This window comes from Agrobacterium sp. ST15.13.013 (assembly GCF_027956525.1).
Lineage (GTDB): Bacteria > Pseudomonadota > Alphaproteobacteria > Rhizobiales > Rhizobiaceae > Agrobacterium > Agrobacterium salinitolerans.
In genome coordinates this window covers 176,382-202,631 of record NZ_JAQKGP010000007.1, presented here as the reverse complement: position 1 = coordinate 202,631, position 26,250 = coordinate 176,382, and the positions used below count along the sequence as shown (strand labels likewise).

Genomic DNA, 26,250 nt, shown 5'->3' with positions numbered 1-26,250 from the left:
GAACACGTGAACGAATAGACCGCACGAGCGTATAGCTCGGGCATCGTCGGCCCAAACCCCGCCGCGGTTGGCGTTCGGCGCGCATCAACAGAAGATGGAGCGTTTCAGCCCTTATCCGGAACGAACCGCTCCTCACGCAAACAGTCAGAGTTTCAGGGTGTCATTCATGGCGACAGAACTATCCGCACTCCCCGCAAACCATCCCCGCACGGCATTTGGCAAGGTCGGCGTCCTGCTGGTCAATCTCGGCACGCCTGACGGTACGGATTATTGGTCGATGCGCCGTTATCTGGCGGAATTCCTGAGCGACAAGCGGGTAATCGAATGGTCGCGTCTCTACTGGTATCCGATACTTTACGGCATTGTCCTCAACAAGCGCCCGCAGAAAGTCGGCAAGGCCTATGAGGAAATCTGGAACCACGAGCGCAACGAAAGCTATCTGCGCACCTATACACGCAGCCAGGGCGAGTTGCTGGCGGAAGCGCTGAAAGACCTGCCAAATGTTGTGGTCGACTGGGGCATGCGTTACGGCCAGCCCTCCATCGCCTCGAGGATCGACGCGCTGAAGGAACTGGGCTGCGAAAAAATCCTGCTCTTCCCGCTTTATCCGCAATATGCTGCGTCGACGACGGCAACTGTGAACGACAAGGCTTTCGAACACCTGATGAAGCTGCGCTGGCAGCCAGCCATCCGCACCGTCCCGCCATATCATGACGATCCGGCCTATATCGAGGCGCTTGCCGCCTCGGTGAAAAACCATCTGGCGACGCTGGACTGGGAACCGGAAATGCTGATCACGTCATTCCACGGCATTCCGAAATCCTATTTCAAAAAAGGCGATCCTTATTATTGTCACTGCCAGAAAACCGCCCGGCTGCTGCGCGAGGCGCTGGGGCGTACAGAGAAAAATTTCATGATCACCTTCCAGTCGCGTTTCGGGCCGGAGGAATGGTTGCAGCCCTATACCGACAAGACCGTGGAAAAGCTGGCGTCGGAAGGCGTCAAGCGCATCGCCGTGATGAATCCCGGCTTCGTTTCGGATTGTCTTGAGACACTGGAAGAAATCGCCGGTGAAGCGGGCGAGATTTTCCTGCATAATGGCGGAGAGAAATTTACCCATATTCCCTGCCTGAACGACAGTGCCGAGGGCATGAATGTTCTCGAAAAGGTTGTTAGACGGGAGTTGCAAGGGTGGGTGTAATCTTGCCATAACGATGCCGGGCTAAAACCCGCATGGTTCTGATCTGGAGGAAAAGTAATGATTGCATTGGGCGGTTTCGATATCGTCGTGCTGGCGGCAGTGGTTCTGGTCATTCTGGTGCTGTTTGCCGGCATCAAGACCGTGCCGCAGGGATATCGCTACACGGTTGAACGTTTCGGGCGTTATACCCGCACGCTCGAACCGGGCCTTAACCTGATCATACCCTTCTTCGAGCGTATCGGCGCCCGCATGAATGTGATGGAACAGGTGCTGGATATCGCCACCCAGGAAGTCATTACCCGCGACAATGCCAGCGTTTCTGCCGATGCGGTGGCCTTCTACCAGGTTTTGAACGCCGCGCAGGCCGCCTATCAGATCGCCAATCTGGAAAACGCCATCCAGAACCTTACCATGACCAATATCCGCTCGGTGATGGGCTCGATGGACCTCGACGAGTTGCTGTCGAACCGTGACGCCATCAACGATCGCCTGCTGCGCGTGGTCGATGAGGCCGTCGGGCCATGGGGTATCAAGGTCACCCGCATCGAAATCAAGGACATCGCGCCGCCGAAGGATCTCGTCGATTCCATGGCGCGGCAGATGAAGGCGGAGCGCGAAAAACGCGCACAGGTGCTGGAAGCCGAAGGTGCCCGCAACGCCCAGATTCTGCGCGCGGAAGGTGCAAAGCAATCCGCCATTCTTGAGGCCGAAGGCCAACGCGAGGCGGCGTTCCGCGACGCCGAGGCGCGCGAACGTCTGGCCGAGGCCGAGGCCAACGCCACCCGCATGGTCTCGGAAGCCATTGCCGCCGGCAATGTCCACGCCATTAACTATTTTGTCGCCCAGAAATACACCGAGGCGCTCGCCGAGATAGGCACCGCGAAGAATTCCAAAATCGTGCTGATGCCGATGGAGGCTTCGGCGCTGATCGGTTCCCTCGGCGGTATCGGCACGATTGCGAAAGAGGTTTTCGGCGAAAGGGGCGACGCACCGACTGCGCCTGCCACCTCCACGGCGTCCCGCTCCGTGCCGCCGACGCGACCCTCCGGCCAGAGCATCAACGTCACGATCCCTGGTAATCCATTCGGTTCTTCGTCGGAGAAATGACGATGTTACAACAGCTTGCCACTGAGCTGGGGCCGTGGAGCTGGTGGATCGTCGCCTTCGTGCTTCTGGCCGCCGAACTCATCGCTCCCGGCGTGTTCTTGATCTGGATCGGCCTCGCCGCGCTGGTTATCGGCGCGGTCTCGCTGCTTTTGTGGGATGCTGCATTCTGGGCCTGGCAATTGCAGTTGGTGCTGTTTGCCGCGCTCTCCATCGTTTTCGCCCTGCTCGGCCGGAAATATTTCGGAAGAAACCGGGCTGCAAGCGACGAACCCTTCCTCAACCAGCGGGAGGCAAGCCTTGTCGGACGCACCGCGACCCTTCGGGAACCGATTGTCGAAGGGCGTGGCCGGATCAGGCTGGACGACACATGGTGGCCGGTCAACGGCGAAGACCTGCCGGCCGGCACCCGGGTAAGAATAGCTTCCGCACGCGGACGCACGCTGACAATCGAGCCGCTAGACCGATAAGTTCAAGATCGGCGACAGCTTCAAGCCACGCCAATTCTCAAGAGATCGTGGAAATGCACCAGCCCAATGGGCCGGTTATCCTCATCGATGACAATCAGCGCGCCAATGTGGAATTTTTCCAGCGTCGCCAGCGCACTGGTCGCCAGCACGGATTTTTTGACGGTTTTCGGCGTGCGGGTCATGATGTCATCGACCGTCATCTCGGCGAGGTTGCGCGACAGGTTGCGCGCCATATCGCCCTCGGTGACGATGCCGCACAGGCGGCCATCCTCGTCCAGAACGCCGACACAGCCGAAATGCTTGCGCGAGAGAACACCGACTGCTTCCGGCATGGCCGTTCCCTTGTTGACCAGCGGCACGCGATCGCCCGTATGCATGATATCGCCGACCAGCGTCAGGCTCGCCCCCAGCTTGCCGCCGGGATGGAACACCTTGAAGTCACCGGCAGTGAAATTGCGCGCCTCCAGCAGCGCAACGGCCAGGGCATCGCCCAGCGCAAGCTGCATCAACGTAGAGGTCGTCGGCGCAAGGCCGAGCGGGCAGGCTTCCTGCTCATTGGGAACCAGCAGCACGATGTCGGAAGCCCGCGCCAGCGATGAATTTTCCGAACAGGTGAGCGCGATCAGCGGAATCGAGAAACGGCGGGAATAATTGATGATGCTGCGCAATTCAGCGCTTTCACCACCCTTGGAAATGGCCAGTACCACATCATCGCCGCCGATCATGCCGAGATCGCCGTGATTGGCCTCAGCCGCATGCACAAAAAAGGCGGGCGTGCCGGTGGAAGCGAAGGTGGCGGCAAGTTTTGCGCCTATATGGCCGCTTTTTCCGACCCCGGTAATGATGAGACGGCCGTTCGACTGGCCGATGGTCTCGATCGCCTTGCAGAATGGGTCAGAAAGACCGTTCCTCAGAGCATCCTCGAGGGCGGCAAGGCCAGCCCGCTCCATTGAGATCGTCCGCACGGCGGATTCGATGGCGTTGTCTTCGACCAATTTGACGGCGCGTGTAATCATGGCCGACTGTTACTCTTTCAACCGAAATAAGTCCACTCTTCACCGGCGGGCGCAGGGTTTTAGTAGATACCGCCCGAGAATCTCCAACGGTTTCGGTAAAGCGGCGCCTCGTCAATGACGCCGATCCGGCGGAGAAATCTCCTCCATCGTTCCAAGCCGTTTGAAGGGGATGTTTTCCTCGTCGACCAGATACCGCCCGAGCGTCCTTACCCATGAGACCGAGCCGTCGCTGCGGCGCACGGCGTATTCCTGATTATAAAAACTTGCGGCCTTCAGGGTGATCAATGCCGATTCGATCACGCGGTTTCGATGATCGAGATCCACTTTTTCAAGCATCTGAAAAATGCTGATCCCCTGCATTGCCTGTCGCAGCGGAATCCCAAAGAGTTTGGCACATACTTCGTCTAGATAGAAACGGTCATTGGTAATATCCCAACAATAAAAACCGAGCTGCTTGGTGTTCAAAACCGGATTCATGAAACGATGCTGTCACACAAAATAAAATTCAATACCACTTGCTGGGCAATAGAAGATCAGCCCACATAAACCATAGGGCGATTCCGCACCAAATTGAAACGTTTTAATCTTCTCATATTAGGAATATTTTGCATTCTTGACCATTTTCTTCCAGTCATGGTGACGGGTGTAATCGTCCCACCGGGCCTGATGATCGGCGCCGTTGGCTTTGCGCTCCTACCATAACACCGAAATCCCGGCGATGTTTATCAACTGTTAACCATAAAAAACCTATTGTTAAAGCGATGTTAAAACTTGCGTCGCCTGTCTGGTCCCTGGTTTCTTCACGTCATTTCATCGGCCTATTACTCATCGGGCCTGAGGGGATGTCTTGGTGGCCCTTCGATCCGGCATCGGCCAAACTTGCCGGGTGAAAAGGAATGAACGTGAAGGGCGCCGCCACACGTCTGCCGACGTCGCGGAAAGCAGCAACCCTGCTGCTCGCCTGCACGATTCTTTACCCGCAGGGAAGCGTCTTCGCGCAGACTGCAACGACAGCCATACCTGTCTTGCCGGGCGCCGCTTCTGCCGTCGACGGAGCAGCTTCACCCACACCGGCGACGGACAGCGGGGTGAGCACTGGCACTGGCACTGTCACGGCCACAGCTACGACCACGCCCGCACCACAACTCTGGCGTCCCTCCACCAATCCCGGCGATCCTATTTACGAACAGCAGGACGACGCAAGCCAACCCTCTGCCGAGGCCGAAAACCCCTATGAGCCGACGGTAGACGGTGGCGAAAACCCACGGATAGCGACCGAACCCGGACAGACGCCCGGCATCCGGCTCGGCACGTTCCTGCTGCGACCGTCAATCAGCCAGACGATCAATACGGAAAAGCAGACGAATACCGGCGGCCCCTCCAGACGCAACTATCTGACGACAGGCATACGGGGCACGCTCACCAGCGACTGGTCCCGTCATGCTTTGACGGTGACGGGCGACGGGGCCTGGGAGAGGAACTTCGGCAGCGACAAGGACGGCGAAGAGCCCCGGGCAAGGATAGAGGCCGATCTACGCCTCGATCTCGGTGAAGAAACGACGGCCAATCTCAAGGCCGGTTATGAATTCAGCCGCGAGGACACGACGGACCCCAATGCTCTCACCGGCGCTGCCGTGCAGGGCGGTGAGCACCGCTTCACCACCGGCGCGTCGATAGAGCGGGATTTCGGCAAGCTGCGCGGCCTGGCGGCGCTCGATCTGTCGCGCACGGTCTATACGGATGCGAAAGGCATCGACGGCCGGCCGATCAGCCTCAGCGACCGCGATCAGAACGGCGCGAACCTGCGTGGACGCATCGGTTATGAGTTGTCGCCGGCGCTCATCCCCTTCCTGGAACTGAATGCCGGGACGACCAAATATGACAGGCGTCTCGACAATTCCGGCTATGCCCGTTCCTCCAATGCCTATGGGGCGAAGGTCGGCGCGGAAGTCGATCTTGGCGAGAAGACCCGCGGCGAGGCCGCCATCGGTTATTTGCGCAAGCAATATGACGACGATCGCCTTGCCTCGATCGGCGCATTGACGCTGGATGGCGAGCTCAACTGGTCACCCCAGCGCGGCACGAACGTCAATCTCGGTCTGCGCACGACGATAGAGGACTTCGCCGGCGGACCACAGGGCGGCTGGGTTTCCTATCGGTTGGATGCCGGCCTGACCCACGAATTGCGCAGCAACCTCGTTGCCCGCCTGACGGGACAGGTCGTGCATCGCACATTCCCCTCTTCAGACATGGAAAATGCCGTTGAATATACCGCAGGCGCCGGCCTGACCTGGGGGTTGAACCGCTATCTCGACCTGACGGCGGACGTCAGCTACCAGTGGACACCGGTTTATGACAGCAGCGAGCTACGTGTCGGCGCAGGACTTGTCCTCAAGCGATAGGCTTCGGCCAAAAAGAAATCCCGGCGCTGAGGCCGGGATCCCGTTTCTGTTCTGGTGGATTACTTCAGCCCGTCGATCAGGGCCTTGATCGGCTCTTCGATCGCAGGGCGAATATCGCCACGCTCCAGCGCGAAAGCGACGTTGGCAAGAATGAAACCATCCTTGGCGCCGCAGTCGAAGGTCTGGCCGCGGAAATGATAGCCGGAGAACTGCTGTGATTTGGCAAGTGTCAGCATGCCGTCCGTCAGCTGGATTTCGTTGCCGGCGCCACGCTCTTGATTTTCGAGAATGTCGAAAATCTCGGGCTGAAGGATGTAACGGCCGTTGATATAGAAATTCGACGGCGCCGTACCCTTGGCCGGCTTTTCGACCATTTCCGTGATCTTGAAACCTTCGCCCACGGCGTCACCCACGCCGACGATACCGTATTTATGCGTCTGATCGGGAGCGCATTCCTGCACCGCGATGACGTTGCCCTGGGTCTGGTCGTATAGTTCGACCATGCCCTTCAGGCAGCTTTTCTGCGAATGCATGATCATGTCGGGCAAGAGCACGGCGAAAGGCTCGTCGCCGACGATATCGCGGGCGCACCAGACTGCATGGCCGAGACCAAGCGGCACCTGCTGGCGGGTGAAGCTCGCGGTGCCCGCCTTGGGCAGAAGGCCGGCCAGCAATGTCAGCTCGGCATTCTTGTTGCGCTCGCGCAGCATCTGTTCGAGTTCAAATTGAATATCAAAATAATCTTCGATCACCGCCTTGCCGCGGCCGGTGACAAATACAAAATGCTCAATGCCCGCTTCCGCCGCCTCATCGACGACATATTGAATGACCGGCTTGTCGACGACGGTGAGCATTTCTTTCGGAACCGCCTTGGTTGCGGGCAGGAAACGCGTGCCGAGACCCGCGACCGGAAATACGGCCTTCCGAATTTTCTTCTGTTCTACCACATATCCCTCCTGAGAGATAAAGCTTGATCACAATCCCCGCACGCTGTTGTTATTTCAAAAATAACAACGTTTTGTAAAGGGTGACGCTACCATCTATTAATGGTAAAGAATTTGTTGACGTTCTTTTGTTATCCATGATGACGCCCGATGCGTTTTCGCAATCGAAATGACATTCGAGAGAACGAAAGACAGACGATGACAAAGATGATCCTTTCCGATGTCCGCAAATTCGGCTGCATGGTGGTTGCAGGCCTGGCAATCTCGCTGGCGCCCGTTTCGGCCCGCGCCGATCAAGGATTCCGTCAGTGGATCAACCAGTTCTACGCAACAGCCGCAAAAGAAGGCATTAGCAGAGCGACATATCAGAAGGCCTTTGCCGGTGTCAGCGAGCCGGATCCCGACGCGCTGCGCAAGGCCACCTTCCAGCCGGAATTCACCACGCAAATCTGGGACTATCTCGATTCCCGCGTCAATCCGTATACAGTGCGGATCGGCCGCGAGATGAAGATGAAGCACGCAACGACCCTCAACTGGATCGAGCGTAACTTCAATGTCGACAAGCATATCATTCTGGCCATCTGGTCGATGGAATCGAATTACGGTGCGGTTCTCGAAAAGCCTGAGCGGCTGCACAATATTCCGCAGGCGCTGGCAACACTCGGCTATTCCGACCCCAAACGCGCCAAATTCGCGCGCACGCAATTGATCGCCGCTTTGAAGATTCTCCAGGCGGGCGATGTGACGCCGAAACAGCTGACGGGCTCCTGGGCGGGCGCGATGGGTCATACCCAGTTCATCCCGACCAGCTACCTGCTTTATGCGGTGGATGCGGATGGCAACGGCAAGCGCGACATCTGGCGCTCCATTCCGGACGCGCTGGCGACCGCGGCCAATCTGCTTTCCAAGAACGGCTGGCAGCCCGGACGGACCTGGGGTTATGAAACCGCCGTTCCGCGTGGCGGCGCCCGTTATGAAGGGCAGACCAAGACCATTGCGGAATGGGCGAAGCTTGGCTTCACCCGCCCGAACGGCAAGAACTTCACCCGCGGATCCGATCGCGCCATGCTGAAGTTGCAGGGCGGGGCAAACGGCCCCGGTTTCCTGATGATGAAAAACTTCTTCACCATCAAGAAATACAACGCCTCCGACAGCTATGCGCTCGCCGTCGGCCTGCTTGCGGATGAGATCGCCGGTTATGGCGGTATGCAGCAGAAGTGGCCACGCCCCGATGGGACGCTGGATATTCGCGAAAAATTCGAGCTGCAGACCCGCATGAAGGAACTCGGCTATTATAACGGTGAGGTCGATGGGAACTTCGGCTCCGGGTCGAAAGCCGCAATCAGCGCCATCCAGTCGCGCATGGGTATGGAAACCGACGGCCAGCCGTCGCAGCGGTTGCTGAGAGCCTTGCGTAATTGATAATGTGCCGGTGAATTCGGCGGCTATCAAGAAACGCCGCCGAAATATCCGGAAGGGTTGATGTGATGAGTGGGAAGCCTCAGGTGAAAAACGGAAGAACCGGCTGGCGTTTCTCGGCCGTCCTTCTTTCAGCCGTCCTTACCGTGCCGCTCGTTCCTTCCGAAAGCTTTGCACAGGAGCAACGGCGTACACTGTTTGAAATGCTCTTTGGCAAACCGGTGGGCCGCGACGGCGGATCCGGGCGCGACTACCAGCCCCGCAACCGCCGCGACTTTCCGTCTGCTCCGCGCGAAAGATCGGTCACCCGCCCCCAACCCGCCAGAAAAGCGCCCTCGGTGGTTCAGATGCGGACCGCAAAGCCGGAGCCAGCCGCCAAGCTTGAAAATGCGCGGCGCGTTCTGGTCATAGGCGATTTTCTCGCCGGCGGCATGGGGGACGAACTGGTCAATGCCTTTGCCAATTCGCCTGCAATCGCCGTCGATGTGCGTGCCAACGGCTCCTCCGGCCTCGTGCGTACCGATTATTACGACTGGTTCAAAAACCTTCCGCAGTTTATCAGCGAAACCAATCCGGCTACCATTGTCATCATGATCGGATCGAACGATCGCCAGCAGATGCAGATCGGCGACACCAGGGAAAAGTTCGGCACGGAGGTCTGGTTCAAGGAATATGAACGGCGGATCGACGAGCTGCTGGCGCTTGCCGGACGCCAGAAGGCGCCGCTGCTGTGGGTCGGCCTGCCTGCCTTCCAGTCGCCGTCGCTTTCGGCCGATCTTGTCGGTTTCAACCGGCTTTATCGCAGCCATGTCGAAAAATATGGCGGTGAATTCGTGGACGTCTGGGACGGTTTCGTCGATGAGGCGGGAAAATTCGTCATTACCGGTTACGACATGAACGGCCAACAGGCCCGCCTGCGCGAGGCTGATGGCATAGGCATGACCCAGGCCGGCAAACGCAAGCTTGCATTTTACGTTGAGAAATTCGTGCGCAGACACCTCGATAGCGCCGGACCGGACCTTGTGAAACTGGACGGCAGCAATCTACCGGCACTTACCTCCCTGCCCGCACTCGGCATCGATGCCGGGCAGGTGCGCACCCAGCCTATCAGTCTCACCGATCCCAATCTCGACGGCGGCGACAAGCTGTTAGGCGATGCGCCTTTGGCCGCCGGGCCGACACGCGTCTCCGTGGTGGAATCGCCACGCGAAAGGTTGACCAAGCGCGGCGAGATGGCCGATGCGCCGGCAGGCCGAATCGATGACTATCGTGTGGCGCCCGATACCGCGCAGACAAAACAATAGAGGCTTTCGGAGCGGCCCGACCGCCCCGCAGCGGGCGTAATGTTTAGGCAATCCGCACATGACAGGATAGGTACAGCTTTGCAGGAATGCGGGGTTGGCCATCCGCCATCCCCAGTCCCTTTTTTGCATGGTGACATCGATTTGGCGGCGACGCCTCGCTTGTCCTTAGCGCGAGCGGCGTCGACGTTTTTGCCTTTCGCCGCGCCCCTTCCCGGAAGGGATACCGGACAATACCGAGATGGAATTCATGCGCCTGCTGCTTGTTGAAGACGAACGCGAAATGGCAGCAGCCCTGTCCGCCGCGCTCCACCGGTTCGATATTATCGTGGATACGGTCGGCACGCTCGATCTTGCCCGTCACGCCATCATGGACGGCGTCCATGACCTTGTCGTGCTTGACCGGCAATTGCCCGATGGTGACGGCATCCAGCTTATCGAAGATTTGCGGCTCCTGCCCCTCACCCCGCCCGTCATCGTGCTGACGGCGCAGGGAGCGCTTGTGGATCGGGTGAACGGTCTGAACCTCGGCGCGGACGATTATCTGGCCAAACCATTCGCGGTCGAGGAACTGCTTGCGCGCATCCGCGCCCTGATGCGCCGGCCGGCCGGCGCCGTGACGATGACGGCAAAACTGGGCAGGCTGGAATTCTGCTTCGAAACCCGCGAAGTGCGCATCAAGGGTGAATTCCTTCCGCTGACCAGACGCGAACTGCTGATCCTCGAAGCCCTGTTGCGGCGACAGGGCAGGACGGTGCTGCGCTCATTGCTCGAGGAAGCCGTTTATAATTTCGACGATGAGATCCAGTCCAATGCACTCGATTCCCATATTTCCCGCTTGCGCCGCAAATTGGCGGCCGCGGATGCGGGCCTTGAGGTCCATGGCATTCGCGGCGTGGGTTACCTGCTGAGGGCGACCTCGTGAAGCTGGCCAGAAGAAAATCGCTCAAGCGCCGGCTGACCCTTCAACTGCTGTTGTTCCAGATCGGCAGCCTGTTCTTCGTCACCGCCGCCATGGTTACCTATATGTCGAGCGGCGGTGCAGGCAGCGCGCTGCTCAGCCCGGAGGCGGCCCAGACAACCGCCAACGCGATCATACGGAATGAAGATAATCGGCTGGTTCTCAAAGAAACGCCCGAATTCGTCAAGCTGCGCAGCAATACCTCCGATTTCTGGTTCGTCGCGGTCAGCGAAAACGGTGAGATCGTGCAGGGCGGGCAGGTGCCCGAGGCATTCAGCAATATGGATCAGCAATTGAGCGACATCAGGGTCTCAGACGTGCGCGACGCGGCGCTGTCCTATTCCTACCTCGCCGTGGTGCGAATCGCCGTCGTTCGCCGCGCTTCGGGGCCGGCGGGAGAATTCGTCATGATCGGCAAAGGCGGGCCGTTCAGCATGACGTTACCGGTTTTGTTGTTTTCGAACATCTTGATCATGCCTGTCCTCATTCTCATGTCCATCGTGACGGTCGTGACCATCCCCTGGATCATCCGCAGGGAATTTCGCGCCCTTTCCACCATTGCTCGCACAGCGGAAACCATCGATATCGACAGGCGCGGATACCGATTGCCGGATGGCGATATTCCGAAGGAAGTGCAGCCTCTCGTTCACGCCGTCAACGGCGCGTTGAAGCGGCTGGACGACGGCTACGAACGACACAAGCGCTTCATTCTCGATGCCGCCCATGAATTGCGAACCCCCGTCGCCATTCTCCAAACCCGTGTTGAAACGCTGCTGGACGGCCCGGCCCGCAGTAGAATATTGGCGGATGCCAGCCGTGTCGCCGTGCTGGCCGAACAATTGCTCGATTTGCAGCGCCTTGGCGGGCAGAAGGCCCCTCTGGTCCCGCTTGATCTTGTCAACCTGTGCAGATCGGTCGTCGCTGACATGGCCCCGCTCGCCATATCACAGGGATATGCGCTGTCCTTCGAACCGGAGGAAGAGCCGATCCTCGCCCTTGCAGACCACGCTTCGTTGCAGCGCGCCCTGATGAACATCGTGCAAAACGCCATCGAACATGGCGGCAATCGCGGCACGATCACGATAAGGGTGGCAGCAAACCGGGTGATCGAGATAGCCGACGAAGGCAATGGCATTCCCGAAGAGGACCGGGAACTGGTTTTCGATGCCTTCCACCGCCTGCGACCGAAAGATCGCGGCACCGGGCTTGGGCTCAACCTCGTGCAGGAAATCGTCCGCTATCACGGTGGGGAAATTACCATCAGCGATGCTTCCACCGGTGGCGCCTGCTTCCGTATCACCCTTCCCTATTGCTGAAGAAAAGTCCTCATTTTCGCAACCAAAAGAAAAGGCCTGTTGCATCTGCAACAGGCCTTTTCGGCTCGTGTTACCGTCAGTGCTTAGCGCGGAAGGACGGTCGCACCCATCAGCGCTTCATCGATTGCACGCGCCGCCTGGCGGCCTTCCCGGATCGCCCAGACCACCAGCGATTGACCACGGCGAACGTCGCCCGCCGTCCACAGCTTGTCGACCGAAGTTTTGTAGTCCGTTTCGTTGGCGACAACGTTGGTGGAACCGCGACGGTCGGTGTTGAGCGTCAGCTTGCCTTCCATTTCCTTCAGCACGCTATCGGTAAAGGGACCGGAGAAGCCGATGGCGATGAAGGCGAGATCGGCCTTGATGATGAATTCCGTGCCTGCGATAGGCTTGCGGCGATCATCCACCTGACAGCATTTCACACCCGTCAACACGCCGTCTTCGCCAACGAATTCAAGCGTCGCCACCTGGAACTCGCGCACCGCTCCTTCGGCCTGAGAGGACGAGGTGCGCATCTTGGTTGCCCAGAAGGGCCAGACCGCAAGCTTGTCTTCCTTTTCCGGCGGCATGGGGCGGATGTCGAGCTGGGTGACCTTCACCGCGCCCTGACGGAACGCGGTGCCAACGCAGTCGGATGCGGTATCGCCGCCGCCGACAACGACGACATGCTTTCCACCGGCGAGGATCGGATCGGCAGGCCAGCCGACACTGTCGATGTTCTCGCGACCGACGCGGCGATTCTGCTGCACGAGGTAAGGCATGGCATCGTAAACGCCATTAAAATCGGCACCACCGATACCGGCTGGGCGCGGGGTTTCCGAACCGCCGCAATAAAGAACCGCATCGTGGTCGGCCAAAAGCGCTTCGACCGTAACATCGACGCCGACATTGACGCCGCAATGGAAGGTAACGCCTTCACCCTTGATCTGCTCGACGCGCCGGTCGATGAAGTTCTTCTCCATCTTGAAATCCGGGATGCCGTAACGCAGCAAGCCACCGGGCTTGGATTCACGCTCGTAGACGTGGACCTCATGACCAGCGCGGCCAAGCTGCTGTGCCGCCGCCATGCCGGAAGGACCGGAACCGATGATCGCGACCTTCTTGCCCGTGTGGATTGTCGCCGGTTTCGGCACGATGAAGCCCAGCTCATAGGCCTTGTCGGCAATCGCCTGCTCGACCGTCTTGATGGCGACCGGTGCATCCTCGAGGTTCAGCGTGCATGCTTCTTCGCAGGGCGCGGGACAGACGCGGCCGGTAAATTCCGGGAAGTTGTTGGTGGAATGGAGGTTGCGGATCGCCTCTTCCCAGTTGTTGTTATAGACTAGATCGTTCCAGTCGGGGATCTGGTTGTGCACGGGACAGCCTGTATCGCCGTGACAATAGGGAATGCCGCAATCCATGCAGCGTGCCGCCTGCTTCTGCACTTCGGCATCCGACATCGGAATGGTGAATTCGCGGAAATGGCGGATACGATCCGATGCGGGCTGATACTTGCCCACCTGACGGTCGATCTCCAGAAAACCTGTAACCTTGCCCACGTTTAAATCCTCACATCAAAGCGGAGCGCCTGTCGGGCCCCAGTACCGTCAAGCGACACCAAAAGCCGCCCCCAATACGATGAATTCAAATCCGGTCTCGCCGCTTGTCCATAGATCGCCATGGGAACGGCGACCGCGATCATCAGCGAGACCAGTTGGTGTAGTATCCTCACGCGGCGGATTACTCCGCCGCCACGCCCATGCGCATGCGCTCCATTTCCTCAAGCGCACGACGGTATTCGACCGGCATGACCTTGCGGAATTTCGGACGGAACTCGCTCCAGCGGTCGAGTATATCCTTGGCGCGTGCAGAGTTGGTGTAGTGGAAGTGATTGGAAATCAGCTGGTAGAGGCGCTCCTCGTCGTGGCGCGTCATGTCCTCGGAAACGTCCACACGTCCCTTGTGCATGAGGTCGCCGCCGTGATGGTGCAGCTTTTCCAGCATGTCGTCTTCTTCCGGAACCGGCTCCAGCTCGACCATGGCCATGTTGCAGCGGGTGGCAAAGTCGCCCTTCTCGTCGAGAACATAAGCCACGCCGCCGGACATGCCGGCCGCGAAGTTACGGCCCGTTTCACCGAGAACGACGACGATACCGCCGGTCATATATTCACAACCGTGATCGCCGACACCTTCGACAACAGCAACGGCACCGGAGTTACGCACCGCAAAGCGCTCACCCGCCACACCGCGGAAATAACACTCGCCGGTGATCGCACCATAAAGCACGGTATTGCCGACGATGATCGAGTTTTCCGCAATAATCCGGGTATTTTCCGGCGGGCGCACGATGATACGGCCACCTGACAAACCCTTGCCGACATAATCGTTGCCGTCACCCACCAGATCGAAGGTGATGCCGCGGGCGAGGAACGCACCGAAGGATTGCCCCGCCGTGCCCCGCAGCGTCACATGGATCGTATCGTCCTTGAGACCCTTATGGCCCCAGCGCTTCGCCAACGCGCCCGAAAGCATGGCACCGGCGGAACGATCGACGTTCTTGATCGGTACTTCGAAGACCACGGGCTCGCGGTTTTCCAGCGACGGCAGAGACTTCTCGATCAGCTTGCGGTCGAGAATGTCGTCGATCGGATGCTTCTGGCGTTCGGTCCAGAAGGTCGCTTCCTTGGGAGCCTCGACCTTGTGGAAGATGCGGCTGAAATCCAGCCCCTTTGCCTTCCAGTGCGCCAGCATCTCATCCTTTTCGAGCAGTTCCGAAGCGCCGATGATCTCGTCCAGCTTGGTCACGCCCAGCGAGGCGAGGATTTCGCGCACTTCTTCGGCAACGAAGAAGAAGTAGTTGATGACGTGTTCCGGCGTGCCCTTGAAGCGCTTGCGCAGAACCGGGTCCTGCGTGGCGACGCCCACGGGGCAAGTGTTCAGGTGGCACTTGCGCATCATGATGCAGCCGGCCGCAATCAGCGGCGCGGTTGCAAAGCCGAATTCATCAGCACCCAGAAGCGCGCCGATGATGACGTCACGGCCGGTCTTCAGACCACCATCCACCTGCAGCGCGACGCGCGAGCGAAGGCCGTTCAGCACCAGTGTCTGCTGGGTTTCGGCAAGGCCGATTTCCCAAGGGCTGCCCGCGTGCTTGAGCGAGGTGAGCGGCGAAGCACCCGTGCCGCCATCGAAACCGGAAACGGTGATGTGGTCGGCGCGCGCCTTGGCGACACCGGCCGCAACCGTGCCGACACCGACTTCCGACACCAGCTTCACCGAAACATCGGCTTCCGGATTGACGTTCTTCAGGTCATAGATCAGCTGCGCCAGATCTTCGATGGAATAGATATCGTGATGCGGCGGCGGCGAGATGAGACCGACGCCCGGTGTGGAGTGGCGGGTCTTGGCAACCGTCGCATCCACCTTGTGGCCGGGCAGCTGGCCGCCTTCGCCGGGCTTGGCACCCTGCGCGACCTTGATCTGAAGCATATCGGCATTGACCAGATATTCCGTCGTCACACCGAAACGACCAGACGCGATCTGCTTGATGGCAGAGCGTTCCGGGTTCGGCTTGCCATTGAGCAACGGCAGATAACGGTCGGATTCTTCGCCGCCCTCACCCGTGTTGGACTTGCCACCAATGCGGTTCATGGCGATGGCGAGCGTCGTATGCGCCTCGCGGCTGATGGAGCCGAAGGACATGGCGCCCGTCGAGAACCGCTTGACGATGTCTGCCGCGGGTTCGACCTCATCGATGGAAACAGGCTTGCGACCGAGCGCTTCCGCAGACTTGATGTTGAACAGGCCGCGAATGGTGTTCATGCGCAACGCCGTCTCATTCACCATGCCGGCAAATTCGCGGTAGCGGTCCTGGCTGTTGCCGCGCACCGCATGTTGCAGCGAGGCAACCGCATCCGGCGTCCAGGCGTGGCTTTCGCCGCGCATGCGATAGGCATATTCACCGCCGATATCGAGCGTATTGGCAAGGATCGGATCCTTGCCGAAAGCCGCCGTGTGGCGCGCCACGGTTTCTTCGGCGATTTCCGTCAGGCCCACACCTTCGATGGAGGTAGCGGTGCCGAAGAAATATTTCTCGACGAATTGCGACGACAGGCCGACGGCATCGAAAATCTGAGCGCCACAATAGGACTGGTAGGTGGAAATGCCCATCTTGGACATGACCTTCAGGATGCCCTTACCGACAGCCTTGATGTAACGATAAACGACTTCGTCGTCGGACACTTCCTTCGGGAAGGCGCCGTGCTTGTGCATGTCGAGCAGGGTATCGAAGGCGAGATAGGGATTGATCGCCTCGGCACCATAACCGGCAAGCAGGCAAAAATGATGGACTTCGCGCGGCTCACCGGTTTCCACGACGAGGCCGACAGAGGTGCGCAGACCCTTGCGGATCAGGTGATGGTGCACGGCGGCCGTCGCCAGAAGTGCCGGGATCGCGATGCGATCAGGGCCAAGCTGGCGGTCGGAAAGAACGATAATGTTGTAACCGCCACGAACGGCCGATTCCGCCCGCTCGCAGAGGCGTTCGAGCATGTCAGGCATGCCTTCCGCACCGCGCTCCACATCATAGGTGAAGTCGAGCGTCTTGGTATCGAAGCGGTCTTCCGTGTGGCCGATGGAACGGATCTTTTCCAGATCGCCATTGGTCAGGATCGGCTGGCGCACTTCCAGACGCTTGGCGCGGGCTGCCCCTTCGTGATCGAGCAGGTTCGGGCGTGGACCGATGAACGAGACGAGGCTCATGACGAGCTCTTCGCGAATCGGATCGATCGGCGGGTTGGTGACCTGCGCGAAGTTCTGCTTGAAATAGGTGTAAAGCAGCTTCGACTTGTCCGACATGGCCGAAATCGGCGTATCGGTGCCCATGGAGCCGATGGCTTCCTGGCCGGTCGTCGCCATCGGCGACATCAGGAGCTTGGTGTCTTCGCTCGTGTAACCGAAGGCCTGCTGACGGTCGAGCAGCGACACGTCGCGGCGCAGCGCGCGCGGCTCCACCGGCTTCAGATCTTCAAGGATGAGCTGGGTGCGGTCGAGCCAGGTGCGGTAAGGATGCTTGGCGGCAAGCTCGTGCTTCACGTCCTCATCGGAAATGATCGCGCCTTTTTCCATGTCGATCAGCAGCATCTTGCCCGGCTGCAAACGCCACTTCTTGACGATGCGCTCCTCCGGCACCGGCAGCGTGCCGGCTTCGGACGCCATGATGACACGGTCGTCATCAGTGACGAGATAACGCGCCGGGCGCAGACCGTTACGGTCGAGCGTTGCGCCGATCTGCTTGCCGTCGGTGAAGGCGACGGCAGCCGGACCGTCCCACGGTTCCATCAGCGCTGCATGATATTCGTAGAACGCCTTGCGTTCGGCGGACATGGACTGGTTGCCGGCCCAGGCTTCCGGGATCAGCATCATCACGGCATGGGCCATGGAATAACCGCCGCGCACGAGGAACTCGAGCGCGTTGTCGAAGCAGGCCGTATCCGACTGACCCTCGTAGGAAATCGGCCAGAGCTTGGAGATGTCATCGCCGAACAGCGCGGAGGAAACCGACGCCTGACGCGCCGCCATCCAGTTGACGTTGCCGCGCAGCGTGTTGATTTCGCCGTTATGGGCGACCATTCGGTAAGGGTGCGCCAGTTTCCAGGACGGGAAGGTGTTGGTCGAAAAACGCTGGTGCACGAGGGCGACAGCGGATTCGAAGCGCGGATCGGCGAGATCCTTGTAATAGGCGCCCACCTGATAGGCGAGGAACATGCCCTTGTAGACGATGGTCGAGGAGGAGAGAGAAACGGGATAGAAATCCTGCGTTTCCTTGCCGCCGCCCTCGTCATAGATGCGGTTGGAGAGAACCTTGCGGATCAGGAACAGCTTGCGCTCGAAATCGGCATTGCTCGCGGCATCGCGGCCGGCGCCGATGAAGACCTGCACGTGGTGCGGTTCGGTCGCGGCGATATCCGGCGCCTTGGAGAGCGAGGAATTATCGACCGGCACATCGCGGAAGCCGAGGAACTGCTGCCCCTCTTCGCCGATAACGTCGACGATGACCTTCTTGTAGTGCTCGATGCGGGAAGGATCGCGCGGCATGAAGATATGGCCGACGGCGTATTCACCCGCCTTCGGCAACGTCACGCCCTGCGTCGCCATCTCCTCACGGAAGAAACGATCAGGAATCTGCACCAGAATGCCCGCACCATCACCCATAAGCGGATCAGCGCCGACAGCGCCACGATGTGTGAGGTTTTCCAGGATGAACAGGCCGTCCTTGACGATCTGGTGCGACTTTTGGCCCTTCATATGGGCAACGAAGCCGACGCCGCAGGCATCATGTTCATTAGCCGGATCGTAAAGACCCTGCCTTTCCGGCAAACCGCCCGCGAAACGCGCTTTCGCAGAAACGGGCGCGGCCGCAGCCGCGGTGGGACAGTCTGTGGTCAGGGTGGCGGCGGCGATGTTCGCCTGCGGCTTGTTCGTCATTTGTGTCCCTCCTGCAAAATTACTTGCATGGTTTCATGCGAAGATCCGGCTCGACACGAATTTTCGCTTCCCGCAAAACTCGCATTCAACCCGGCTTTGGTCAATTTAGGACAGCAAAGCTGTCTCAATTCAGTAGGATTTTGGCAGAAACGGGCGGATTTAGCAAGGGTGCGAATCCAATTAGTGAAAGCCGCATTTCGCAGCGAAGTTTCGATACTGACCTATTGCGCGAAACTTTCTTGTCGCAAAGCAGGTCGACCCGTTGCTTTCATTACCGGATTTGCCAATCTCAATGTTCCGACCTAGAACTTTCCCCGTTATCGCTTCGAACAGCCCGAACAGAACCTCAGCTATCGGAAAGCCTTCAGAGATGTTTTTTGCTTCAGACAATTGGGCTGGCGCCCATCCGGCCGTCAACGAACGGCTTTCGCGGGAATCCACACGCTTTGCCGCGGCTTATGGCACCAGCGAACTCGATCTTTCCATCGAAAAGCGCTTCAACGAGATTTTCGAACGCGAAGTCGCGGTGTTTTTCGTCGCCACCGGCACGGCGGCCAATTCGCTCTCGCTGGCCAGCATCGCCCGCGCCGGCGGCCTGACCTTCTGTCACTCCGAAGCGCATGTGATCGAGGACGAGTGCGGCGCGCCGGATTTCTTTTCCGGCATGCGCATGGTCGCCGTCGAGGGGCCGAACGGCAAGATGCTGCCGGAGAACCTCATTGAGCGTATTGCGCGTTATCCGCAGGATGCCGTGCATCACGGCCGCGCCGCAGCCATCACCATGACGCAGGCGACCGAGGCCGGCACGGTCTACACACTCGATGAAATCGATGCCATCGCCAAAATCGCAAAAGACAATGGCCTGCCGCTGCATATGGATGGCGCGCGTTTCGCCAATGCGCTGGCCGCACTCGGCACCACACCCGCCGAAATGACCTGGAAACGCGGCGTCGACGTCCTGTCTTTCGGCGGCACGAAAAATGGCTGCTGGTGTGCGGAAGCGATCGTCTTCTTCGATCCCTCGCTCGCCAGGGATTTCTCCTTCCTGCGCAAGCGCACCGCCCAGCTTTTCTCGAAATCGCGTTTCATCGCCGCGCAATTCGAGGCCTATCTGCAGGACGACCTCTGGCTCGGTCTCGCCAGCCACGCCAACGCCATGGCCAATCGTCTGCGTGCCGGTTTCGCTTCGCTGAACAGCGCCCGCCTTGCATGGCCGACTCAGGCCAATGAAGTTTTCGCTATTCTTCCAAAGGCCGCCGCAGAAGCCGCCACGGCAAAGGGTGCAAAGTTCTATGACTGGCTGGAGCCGCGCGATATGCCGGAAAATGTCGGCAAGGACGAAGTGCTGATCCGCATGGTCACGAGCTTTGCCACGACAGAAGCCGATGTGGACGAATTCCTGTCGATCTGCGCCGCCGTTTAAACTATCGCAGGGCGTCGCCTTGCGGCGCCCTCACACCTCCTGCAGCCGGTAACCGACACCGGTTTCCGTCAGGATATAGCGCGGCTGATCCGGGGTTTTTTCGATCTTCTGCCGAAGCTGGCGCACATAGACGCGCAAATATTGCACGTCGGTCAATTCGTCCCACACATGTTCAAGCAGGAAACGATGGGTCAAAACCTTCCCGGCATGCTGTACCAGAACCCGCAGGATGTCATACTCCTTGGGTGAGAGCTTCACCTCCCGGTCCTCCACCTTGACGATACGCCTGACCAGATCGACGGAAAGATCACCGGTCTGAAACACCGGCCTCTCCCCCTGGCTTTGCAGACGATGGCGCAGGGCGACACGGATGCGGGCGACGAGTTCGTTCATGCCGAAAGGCTTGGTGATGTAGTCATCGGCCCCCAGCTCCAGCGCCTTGACGATACCCGCCTCATCCGTGCGGCTGGAGAGGATGATGACCGGCAGCGCCAGCCCTTCGCCGCGCCATTTCGCCAGAAGATCATGCCCCGACATATCCGGCAGGCCGAGATCGAGAACGACGAGATCGGGCTTGTCCTCGCTGACCAACTCCATGGCGACCTTGGCATTCATCGCCTCGCTCACCGCATATTCTTGGGTCGACAGCCCTACACGCAAAAGCTTGCGGATCGGCGGTTCGTCGTCGACGATTAGAATACGAACGGCGGAATTGGTCATTCCCGATCTCCTTCAGCGGCATGATCGCTTGTCGTCGGCAATCGCGCCTTAATCATGATCGATCACCGGAGCTCCGGAGGAAATCGGCAGACTGACGGTAAATTGCGCACCGGTACGGCCTGACCTGTTTTCCGCGTGGATCGAACCGCCCATGGCCTCGATAAACCCCTTGCAGATGGATAGTCCCAGGCCGGTTCCGGCCTGCACATGATCCGCCTTGCGCACGCGGTAGAAGCTGTCAAACACCCGCTCCGTATCGTCAGGTGGAATACCCGGTCCCGCATCGGCCACGGAGAGGAAGATATTCTTGCCCTGCCGCCAGCCGCGAATCTCGATGGCGGTATGTTCGGGAGCGTATTTGGCGGCATTGTCGATGAGATTGAACAGGACCTGTTCGAAAAGCACGGGATCGACCTTCAGCATCGGCAGGTCGGAGGGAATATCCAGAACAATCTCATGCCTGGCGACGATTTTGGCGGCGCGCGACAGCGCGGTTCCAACCATATCGCCCAAGAAATGCAGACCGTAATTCGGCTCCATCGCGCCCGAGCCGATCCGCGTCATATCAAGAAGATTGGAGATGAACCGGTTCAGCCGCTCGGATTCCTCAATGATCGTCGAAAGCAGTTCGGCGCGCGCATCCGGCGGGATGTCCTCGGCGAAATCCTTCAACGTTCCGGCCGAACCCAGAATGGCCGCAAGCGGTGTTTTAAGGTCGTGGGAAATGGACGTCAGGAGCGCGGTGCGCAGCCGGTCGGTTTCCGCCGCAAGCCTTGCCCGGTCGACATCCGAGACAAGCTGGATTCGCTCGATAGCGAGCGCCGCCTGATCGGCCAGGGCATCGAACAGCCGCTGCTGTTCCGGCGTCAGAAGCGGACCGAGCCGGTCATCGTCCAGTCCCACCACGCCGACGGCGCCGCTGCCGGTGCGCAGGGGCAGGTAAAGACGTTTGGCGCCAGGAAGCGTATCCGCGCCCCTGCCAGCGGCCTTGTTATGTTCCCAGGCCCATTGCGCGGCGGCAATATCGGCATCCCCCAGCGTATCGTCCGGCGGATATCCCGCCTTGACCATGATCGTATTGTTTTCCGGTAAAAGCAGAACGATCCGAACCTTCAGCATCGAGGCCATCTGGAAAGCAGCCGCCCACAGCACGTCGTCCAGCGTTCCCGTCACCGAAAGCTTCTTGGAGAACAGATATAAATCTTCCGTCGTTCGCGCTCTTGCCCGCGCGGCGGCGGCCTGTCTTTGCACGGCCGCCGTGAGATTGGAGGCGACAAGCGCCACGCCGAGATAAAACAGCAGCGCCACGACACTTTCCGGATCGCGAACAGTCAGGGTGTAACGCGGCTCGAGGAAGAAAAAATTGAATGCAAAAGCGCCGAGCAGGGAAGCATAAAGCGCTGGCCCCAGCCCGCCGCGTACGGCGGCGGCCAGAACCGCCATCAGGAACACCAGCGCCAGATTTCTGACATCGAGTGTCTGGTCCAGCACGATGCCGGCCACGATCGCCAAACCGACGAACAGGGTGCTGTTAAGATAGGGTCGTATAGAAGGATGCGATTGCGCCGAGGCCGGCTTTGCGGCCTGGCCCAGTTTCTCTTCTTTTTTATCGCCGGAAATGACATGAACGCTGATATCGCCCGCATGGTCGATCAGATCATGCGTCAGCGAACGCTGAAAAATCCGCTGCCACCAGGATTTTCGCGGGCGGCCGATGATGATGTGGGTGAAATTATTGGCGTTGGCGTAGGAGACGATTTCCCGCGTGAGATCAAGCGCCGGCAGGGTCACCGTCTCGCCGCCGAGCTGCTGGGCAAGCCGCATCGCGCCAGCCAGCCGGTCCTTCTCCAACTCTGACAATTGTTGCGAACGCGGCGTATCGAGATGCAGTGCCGTCCAGGGCGCGCGTAGGCGATCCGCCTGCCGGCGGGCATAACGCACCAGCCCCGGGCCGTTGCTGCCATGGTCAAGGCAGACCAGAACCCTGTCTCCTGCCGCCCAAGGGCCGGAAATGGCGTGAGACTGCATGTGGTTGAGCAATTGCTCATCCACCCGTTGCGCGGTGCGCCGGAGCGCAAGCTCCCGCAGCGCCGTCAGATTGCCGCGCGAGAAATAATTCTCGATGGCACGCCGGGCGGTGCGGGGCAGGTAAACCTTGCCATCCTGCAGCCGTTTGATCAGATCGTCTGGCGTAATATCGATTATTTCGACATCGTCGGCCCGGTCGATGATGCTATCGGGCACCGTTTCACGAACACGGATGCGGGTGATCTGCGCAACGACATCGTTCAGGCTTTCGACATGCTGGATGTTCAGCGTCGTATAGACGTCGATTCCCTGCGCCAGAATTTCCTGAACGTCCATGTAGCGCTTGGGGTGGCGGCTGCCGGCGGCATTGGTGTGGGCAAGTTCATCGACCAGAACCAAGGCGGGACGACGGGCGAGAATGGCGTCGAGATCCATCTCCTCCAGCGTCTGGCCGCGATAGTCGATGCGCTTTCGCGCAACGATCTCGAAGCCCTGCACCAGCGTTTCGGTTTCCTTGCGGCCGTGCGTTTCCACAACGCCGATGACGGTGTCGACACCATCCGCGAGCTTCGCACGGCCGGACATCAGCATTTCATAGGTCTTGCCGACGCCGGGCGCCGCCCCTAAAAAAATCTTCAGCCGGCCCCGCGCCTCGCGCCGGGCGTGTTCCAGCAGCGCATCGGGCGATGGTCGGCTTGGCATATTGCTGATATCGTCAGGCATTGAACCCACCAGTGGTCGAGGCTATGGCTTGCGAACAAGCCATAGCCATTTCAGTTCATGAGCCGGCTGCGTCAAGAGCCATGTTGAGCGCCAGCACATTCACGACCGGCTCTCCCATAAATCCGAGTTCCGGTCCTTCCACATGTCGTTCTACGATAGCGCGAAGTGCGGCCTCATCCATGCCCCTTGCCCTGGCGACACGCGGAACCTGGAAATAGGCGGCCTCTGGCGAAACATGCGGATCAAGGCCGCTGCCCGAGGCCGTCACCAGATCGGCCGGCACCTCAGCTGTCGGATTTTCGGTTTTCGCCGCCTCGTAATCCTGCTTCACCCGGTCAATGAGCTTTGCGCTCGTCGGACCGAGGTTGGAGCCGGAAGACGAAGCAGCATTGTAGCCGTCGCCGGCGGCCGACGGCCTGCCATGGAAATATTTCTCGCCGGTGAAAGCCTGCCCGATCAATTGCGATCCGACGACAGTGCCATTCTTCTCGATCAGGCTGCCATTCGCCTGAACGGGAAAGATCGCCTGTGCGAGGCCCGTCATGCCCAGCGGATAGGCGAGGCCGGTGATGGCCGTGGTGGCAAGGATCAGCACCAGTGCGGGACGAAACTGTCTAAACATTGTCTTTACTCCTCAAGCAAGACCGAGCGCCGTAATAGTGAGGTCGATGGCCTTGATGCCGATGAAGGGAACGATGATGCCGCCGAAGCCATAGATGACCAGATTGCGCGACAGCAGCGCGCCCGCGCCGATCGGCCGATATTTGACGCCTTTCAGCGACAGCGGGATCAACGCGATAATGATGAGCGCGTTGAAGATGATGGCAGAGAGGATGGCGCTCTGCGGTGTCGAGAGCCCCATCACGTTCAGGACGCCAAGCTGCGGATAAAGCGCCAGGAACATTGCCGGGATGATGGCAAAATATTTTGCGATATCGTTGGCGATGGAGAACGTCGTCAGCGCACCGCGCGTCATCAGCAATTGCTTGCCGATTTCGACGATCTCGATGAGCTTGGTGGGGTCGCTGTCGAGATCGACCATATTGCCCGCCTCACGTGCAGCCACCGTGCCGGTATTCATGGCAACGCCGACATCGGCCTGCGCCAGCGCCGGCGCGTCGTTGGTGCCATCGCCGCACATGGCGACAAGCTTGCCCTTGGCCTGTTCCTCGCGGATAAGCTCCAGCTTGTTTTCCGGTGTCGCCTGGGCGAGGAAATCATCGACGCCGGCTTCCGCTGCGATGGCGGCGGCCGTCATCGGATTGTCGCCGGTGATCATCACGGTGCGGATGCCCATGCGCCGAAGCTCCGCGAAACGCTCGCGAATGCCACCCTTGACGATATCCTTCAGCTGCACGACGCCGAGCAGCTTTCCATCCCGCACGACGGCGAGCGGCGTGCCGCCTGTCTTGGCGATCTCTTCCGCAATTGTCCGGATGCCGCGTGCGGCGTCCGTTTCGGTTTTGACGGCAACCGCCGCATTGCCCTGTTGCGAAGCGCCGCCGTTGACGTAGGCGAGAACGGCGTCGACTGCGCCCTTGCGGATGGAGGAGCCCTCAAAATCGACACCGCTCATGCGGGTCTGGGCGGTGAAGGGTACGAAATTCGCATGCAGTTTCTGCATGTCACGGGCGCGGATGCCGTATTTTTCCTTGGCGAGAACCACGATGGAACGGCCTTCCGGCGTTTCGTCGGCAAGGGAGGCAAGCTGCGCTGCATCGGCCAGTTCCTGCTCGGAAACGCCGGCAACGGGGCGGAATTCGGTTGCCTGCCGGTTACCAAGCGTGATGGTGCCGGTCTTGTCCAGCAACAACGTATCCACATCGCCGGCCGCCTCGACGGCGCGGCCGGACATGGCGAGCACGTTGAAACGCACCAGCCTGTCCATACCGGCAATGCCGATGGCGGAGAGAAGAGCACCGATAGTGGTGGGGATAAGCGTCACGAACAGCGCCACCAGCACGATGATGGGGATGGAACCGCCGGCATAGGATGCAAAGCTCGGAATGGTCGCGGTGGCCAGCACGAAAATCAGCGTCATGCCGGCGAGCAGAATGTTGAGCGCGATCTCGTTCGGCGTCTTCTGGCGTTCAGCACCCTCAACCAGCGAAATCATCCGGTCAAGGAAGGTGGAGCCCGCAGCGGCCGTGATGCGAACCCTGATCCAGTCCGACAGCACCTGCGTACCGCCGGTGACGGCAGAGCGATCACCGCCGGATTCACGGATGACGGGAGCGGATTCGCCGGTGATTGCCGCCTCGTTGACGGAGGCGACACCTTCGATAACCTCTCCGTCGGAGGGAATGATATCGCCGGCCTCGACGAGAACGACATCGTTCACCTTCAGGCCGGCGCCCGCCACCATCTTATACTGGCTGCGGTCATCGCCGGTGAGCAGTTTCGCCTGGGTTTCGGTGCGGGTCCGGCGCAGTGAATCCGCCTGCGCCTTGCCGCGCCCTTCGGCGACGGCTTCCGCGAAATTGGCGAACAATACGGTGAACCAGAGCCAGAGATTGATCTGGAAGGAAAACCCGAGATTGTCGCCACCCATGATGAAATCGCGGATGAACAGCACTGTTGTCAGCACCGACACCGTCGCGACCACGAACATGACCGGGTTGCGGGCCAATGTGCGCGGATTGAGTTTTTTGAATGCGGCGGCGATGGCCGGAACGAGAATGCGAGAATCAAGGATGCTCGCTTGTTTGGACTGGCTCATGAAGAGGCTCCAGCGTTTGAAACGGGGCGACCGATAAA

The 26,250-nt window shown here is 59.6% G+C and carries 18 protein-coding genes; 9 read left to right on the top strand and 9 right to left on the bottom strand.

The features are described from left to right. Nucleotides 1–166 precede the first annotated feature (166 nt). Genes hemH through PL597_RS10000 form a run of 3 tightly spaced genes read left to right on the top strand, consistent with a single transcriptional unit; the run spans nt 167 to nt 2,775 of the window. Nucleotides 167–1,201 (top strand): ferrochelatase, encoded by a 1,035-nt coding sequence (gene hemH / locus PL597_RS10010; RefSeq protein WP_271365058.1) that lies wholly within the window; start codon nt 167–169, stop codon nt 1,199–1,201. Nucleotides 1,202–1,258: 57 nt separating this feature from the next. Beyond that, nucleotides 1,259–2,308: an SPFH domain-containing protein gene (locus PL597_RS10005; RefSeq protein ID WP_077983504.1), complete on the top strand. Its 1,050-nt coding sequence runs from the start codon at nt 1,259–1,261 to the stop codon at nt 2,306–2,308. A 2-nt stretch (nt 2,309–2,310) separates the two neighbouring features. Further along, nucleotides 2,311–2,775 carry an NfeD family protein gene (locus PL597_RS10000; protein ID WP_271365057.1) on the top strand — a complete coding sequence of 155 codons (465 nt, stop codon included), beginning with the start codon at nt 2,311–2,313 and terminating at the stop codon, nt 2,773–2,775. A gap of 20 nt (nt 2,776–2,795) precedes the next feature. Here PL597_RS10000 and PL597_RS09995 read toward each other — a convergent pair whose 3' ends face one another. Together PL597_RS09995 and PL597_RS09990 are read right to left on the bottom strand one after the other, a co-directional pair. Then, nucleotides 2,796–3,791: a KpsF/GutQ family sugar-phosphate isomerase gene (locus tag PL597_RS09995; RefSeq protein WP_137411378.1), complete on the bottom strand. Its 996-nt coding sequence runs from the start codon at nt 3,789–3,791 to the stop codon at nt 2,796–2,798. Nucleotides 3,792–3,902: 111 nt separating this feature from the next. Further along, nucleotides 3,903–4,268, bottom strand: coding sequence for a PAS domain-containing protein (locus PL597_RS09990; RefSeq protein ID WP_137411377.1), 366 nt, complete (start codon nt 4,266–4,268; stop codon nt 3,903–3,905). A gap of 419 nt (nt 4,269–4,687) precedes the next feature. Here PL597_RS09990 and uppP point away from each other — a divergent pair, with 419 nt between their 5' ends. Further along, entirely contained in the window at nt 4,688–6,193 is a 1,506-nt protein-coding gene (gene uppP, locus PL597_RS09985; protein WP_271365056.1) for a polysaccharide biosynthesis protein UppP, read from the top strand. Nucleotides 6,194–6,252: 59 nt separating this feature from the next. Here the strand turns inward: uppP and galU are convergent, their stop codons facing one another. Further along, nucleotides 6,253–7,140: a UTP--glucose-1-phosphate uridylyltransferase GalU gene (galU, locus tag PL597_RS09980; RefSeq protein WP_077983509.1), complete on the bottom strand. Its 888-nt coding sequence runs from the start codon at nt 7,138–7,140 to the stop codon at nt 6,253–6,255. A gap of 195 nt (nt 7,141–7,335) precedes the next feature. Here galU and PL597_RS09975 point away from each other — a divergent pair, with 195 nt between their 5' ends. The 4 genes from PL597_RS09975 (at nt 7,336) to PL597_RS09960 (ending at nt 12,134) form a co-directional block, all read left to right on the top strand. Further along, nucleotides 7,336–8,559, top strand: coding sequence for a lytic murein transglycosylase (locus tag PL597_RS09975; RefSeq protein ID WP_077983613.1), 1,224 nt, complete (start codon nt 7,336–7,338; stop codon nt 8,557–8,559). Nucleotides 8,560–8,624: 65 nt separating this feature from the next. Then, entirely contained in the window at nt 8,625–9,860 is a 1,236-nt protein-coding gene (locus PL597_RS09970; RefSeq protein WP_142913481.1) for an SGNH/GDSL hydrolase family protein, read from the top strand. A gap of 247 nt (nt 9,861–10,107) precedes the next feature. Continuing rightward, the gene (locus PL597_RS09965) at nt 10,108–10,782 is read left to right on the top strand and encodes a response regulator transcription factor (RefSeq protein WP_077983614.1); all 675 of its coding nucleotides are present in this window, start codon (nt 10,108–10,110) and stop codon (nt 10,780–10,782) included. Continuing rightward, nucleotides 10,779–12,134, top strand: a complete 1,356-nt coding sequence (locus PL597_RS09960; protein ID WP_271365054.1) for a sensor histidine kinase — start codon at nt 10,779–10,781, stop codon at nt 12,132–12,134. Before PL597_RS09965 ends, PL597_RS09960 begins: the two co-directional genes overlap by 4 nt. Nucleotides 12,135–12,217: 83 nt before the next feature. Here the strand turns inward: PL597_RS09960 and PL597_RS09955 are convergent, their stop codons facing one another. Next, entirely contained in the window at nt 12,218–13,672 is a 1,455-nt protein-coding gene (locus PL597_RS09955; RefSeq protein ID WP_271365053.1) for a glutamate synthase subunit beta, read from the bottom strand. 181 nt (nt 13,673–13,853) lie between these two features. Further along, on the bottom strand, nt 13,854–18,599 hold the full coding sequence (gene gltB / locus PL597_RS09950; protein WP_271365052.1) for a glutamate synthase large subunit: 4,746 nt from the start codon (nt 18,597–18,599) through the stop codon (nt 13,854–13,856). Between the two features lie 370 nt (nt 18,600–18,969). Here gltB and PL597_RS09945 point away from each other — a divergent pair, with 370 nt between their 5' ends. Continuing rightward, a complete protein-coding gene (locus PL597_RS09945) occupies nt 18,970–20,022 on the top strand; it encodes a threonine aldolase family protein (protein WP_077983514.1) in 1,053 nt (350 codons plus the stop codon). 30 nt (nt 20,023–20,052) lie between these two features. Here the strand turns inward: PL597_RS09945 and PL597_RS09940 are convergent, their stop codons facing one another. From PL597_RS09940 to kdpB, 4 genes are read right to left on the bottom strand one after another with little or no spacing between them, the layout of a single operon-like run. Further along, nucleotides 20,053–20,742, bottom strand: a complete 690-nt coding sequence (locus PL597_RS09940) for a response regulator transcription factor (protein WP_077983515.1) — start codon at nt 20,740–20,742, stop codon at nt 20,053–20,055. 48 nt (nt 20,743–20,790) lie between these two features. Beyond that, a complete protein-coding gene (locus tag PL597_RS09935; RefSeq protein ID WP_142913485.1) occupies nt 20,791–23,493 on the bottom strand; it encodes a sensor histidine kinase in 2,703 nt (900 codons plus the stop codon). A 55-nt stretch (nt 23,494–23,548) separates the two neighbouring features. Continuing rightward, nucleotides 23,549–24,115 (bottom strand): potassium-transporting ATPase subunit KdpC, encoded by a 567-nt coding sequence (kdpC, locus tag PL597_RS09930; RefSeq protein ID WP_269823829.1) that lies wholly within the window; start codon nt 24,113–24,115, stop codon nt 23,549–23,551. A gap of 12 nt (nt 24,116–24,127) precedes the next feature. Continuing rightward, a complete protein-coding gene (kdpB, locus tag PL597_RS09925; protein ID WP_077983518.1) occupies nt 24,128–26,212 on the bottom strand; it encodes a potassium-transporting ATPase subunit KdpB in 2,085 nt (694 codons plus the stop codon). Nucleotides 26,213–26,250 lie beyond the last annotated feature (38 nt).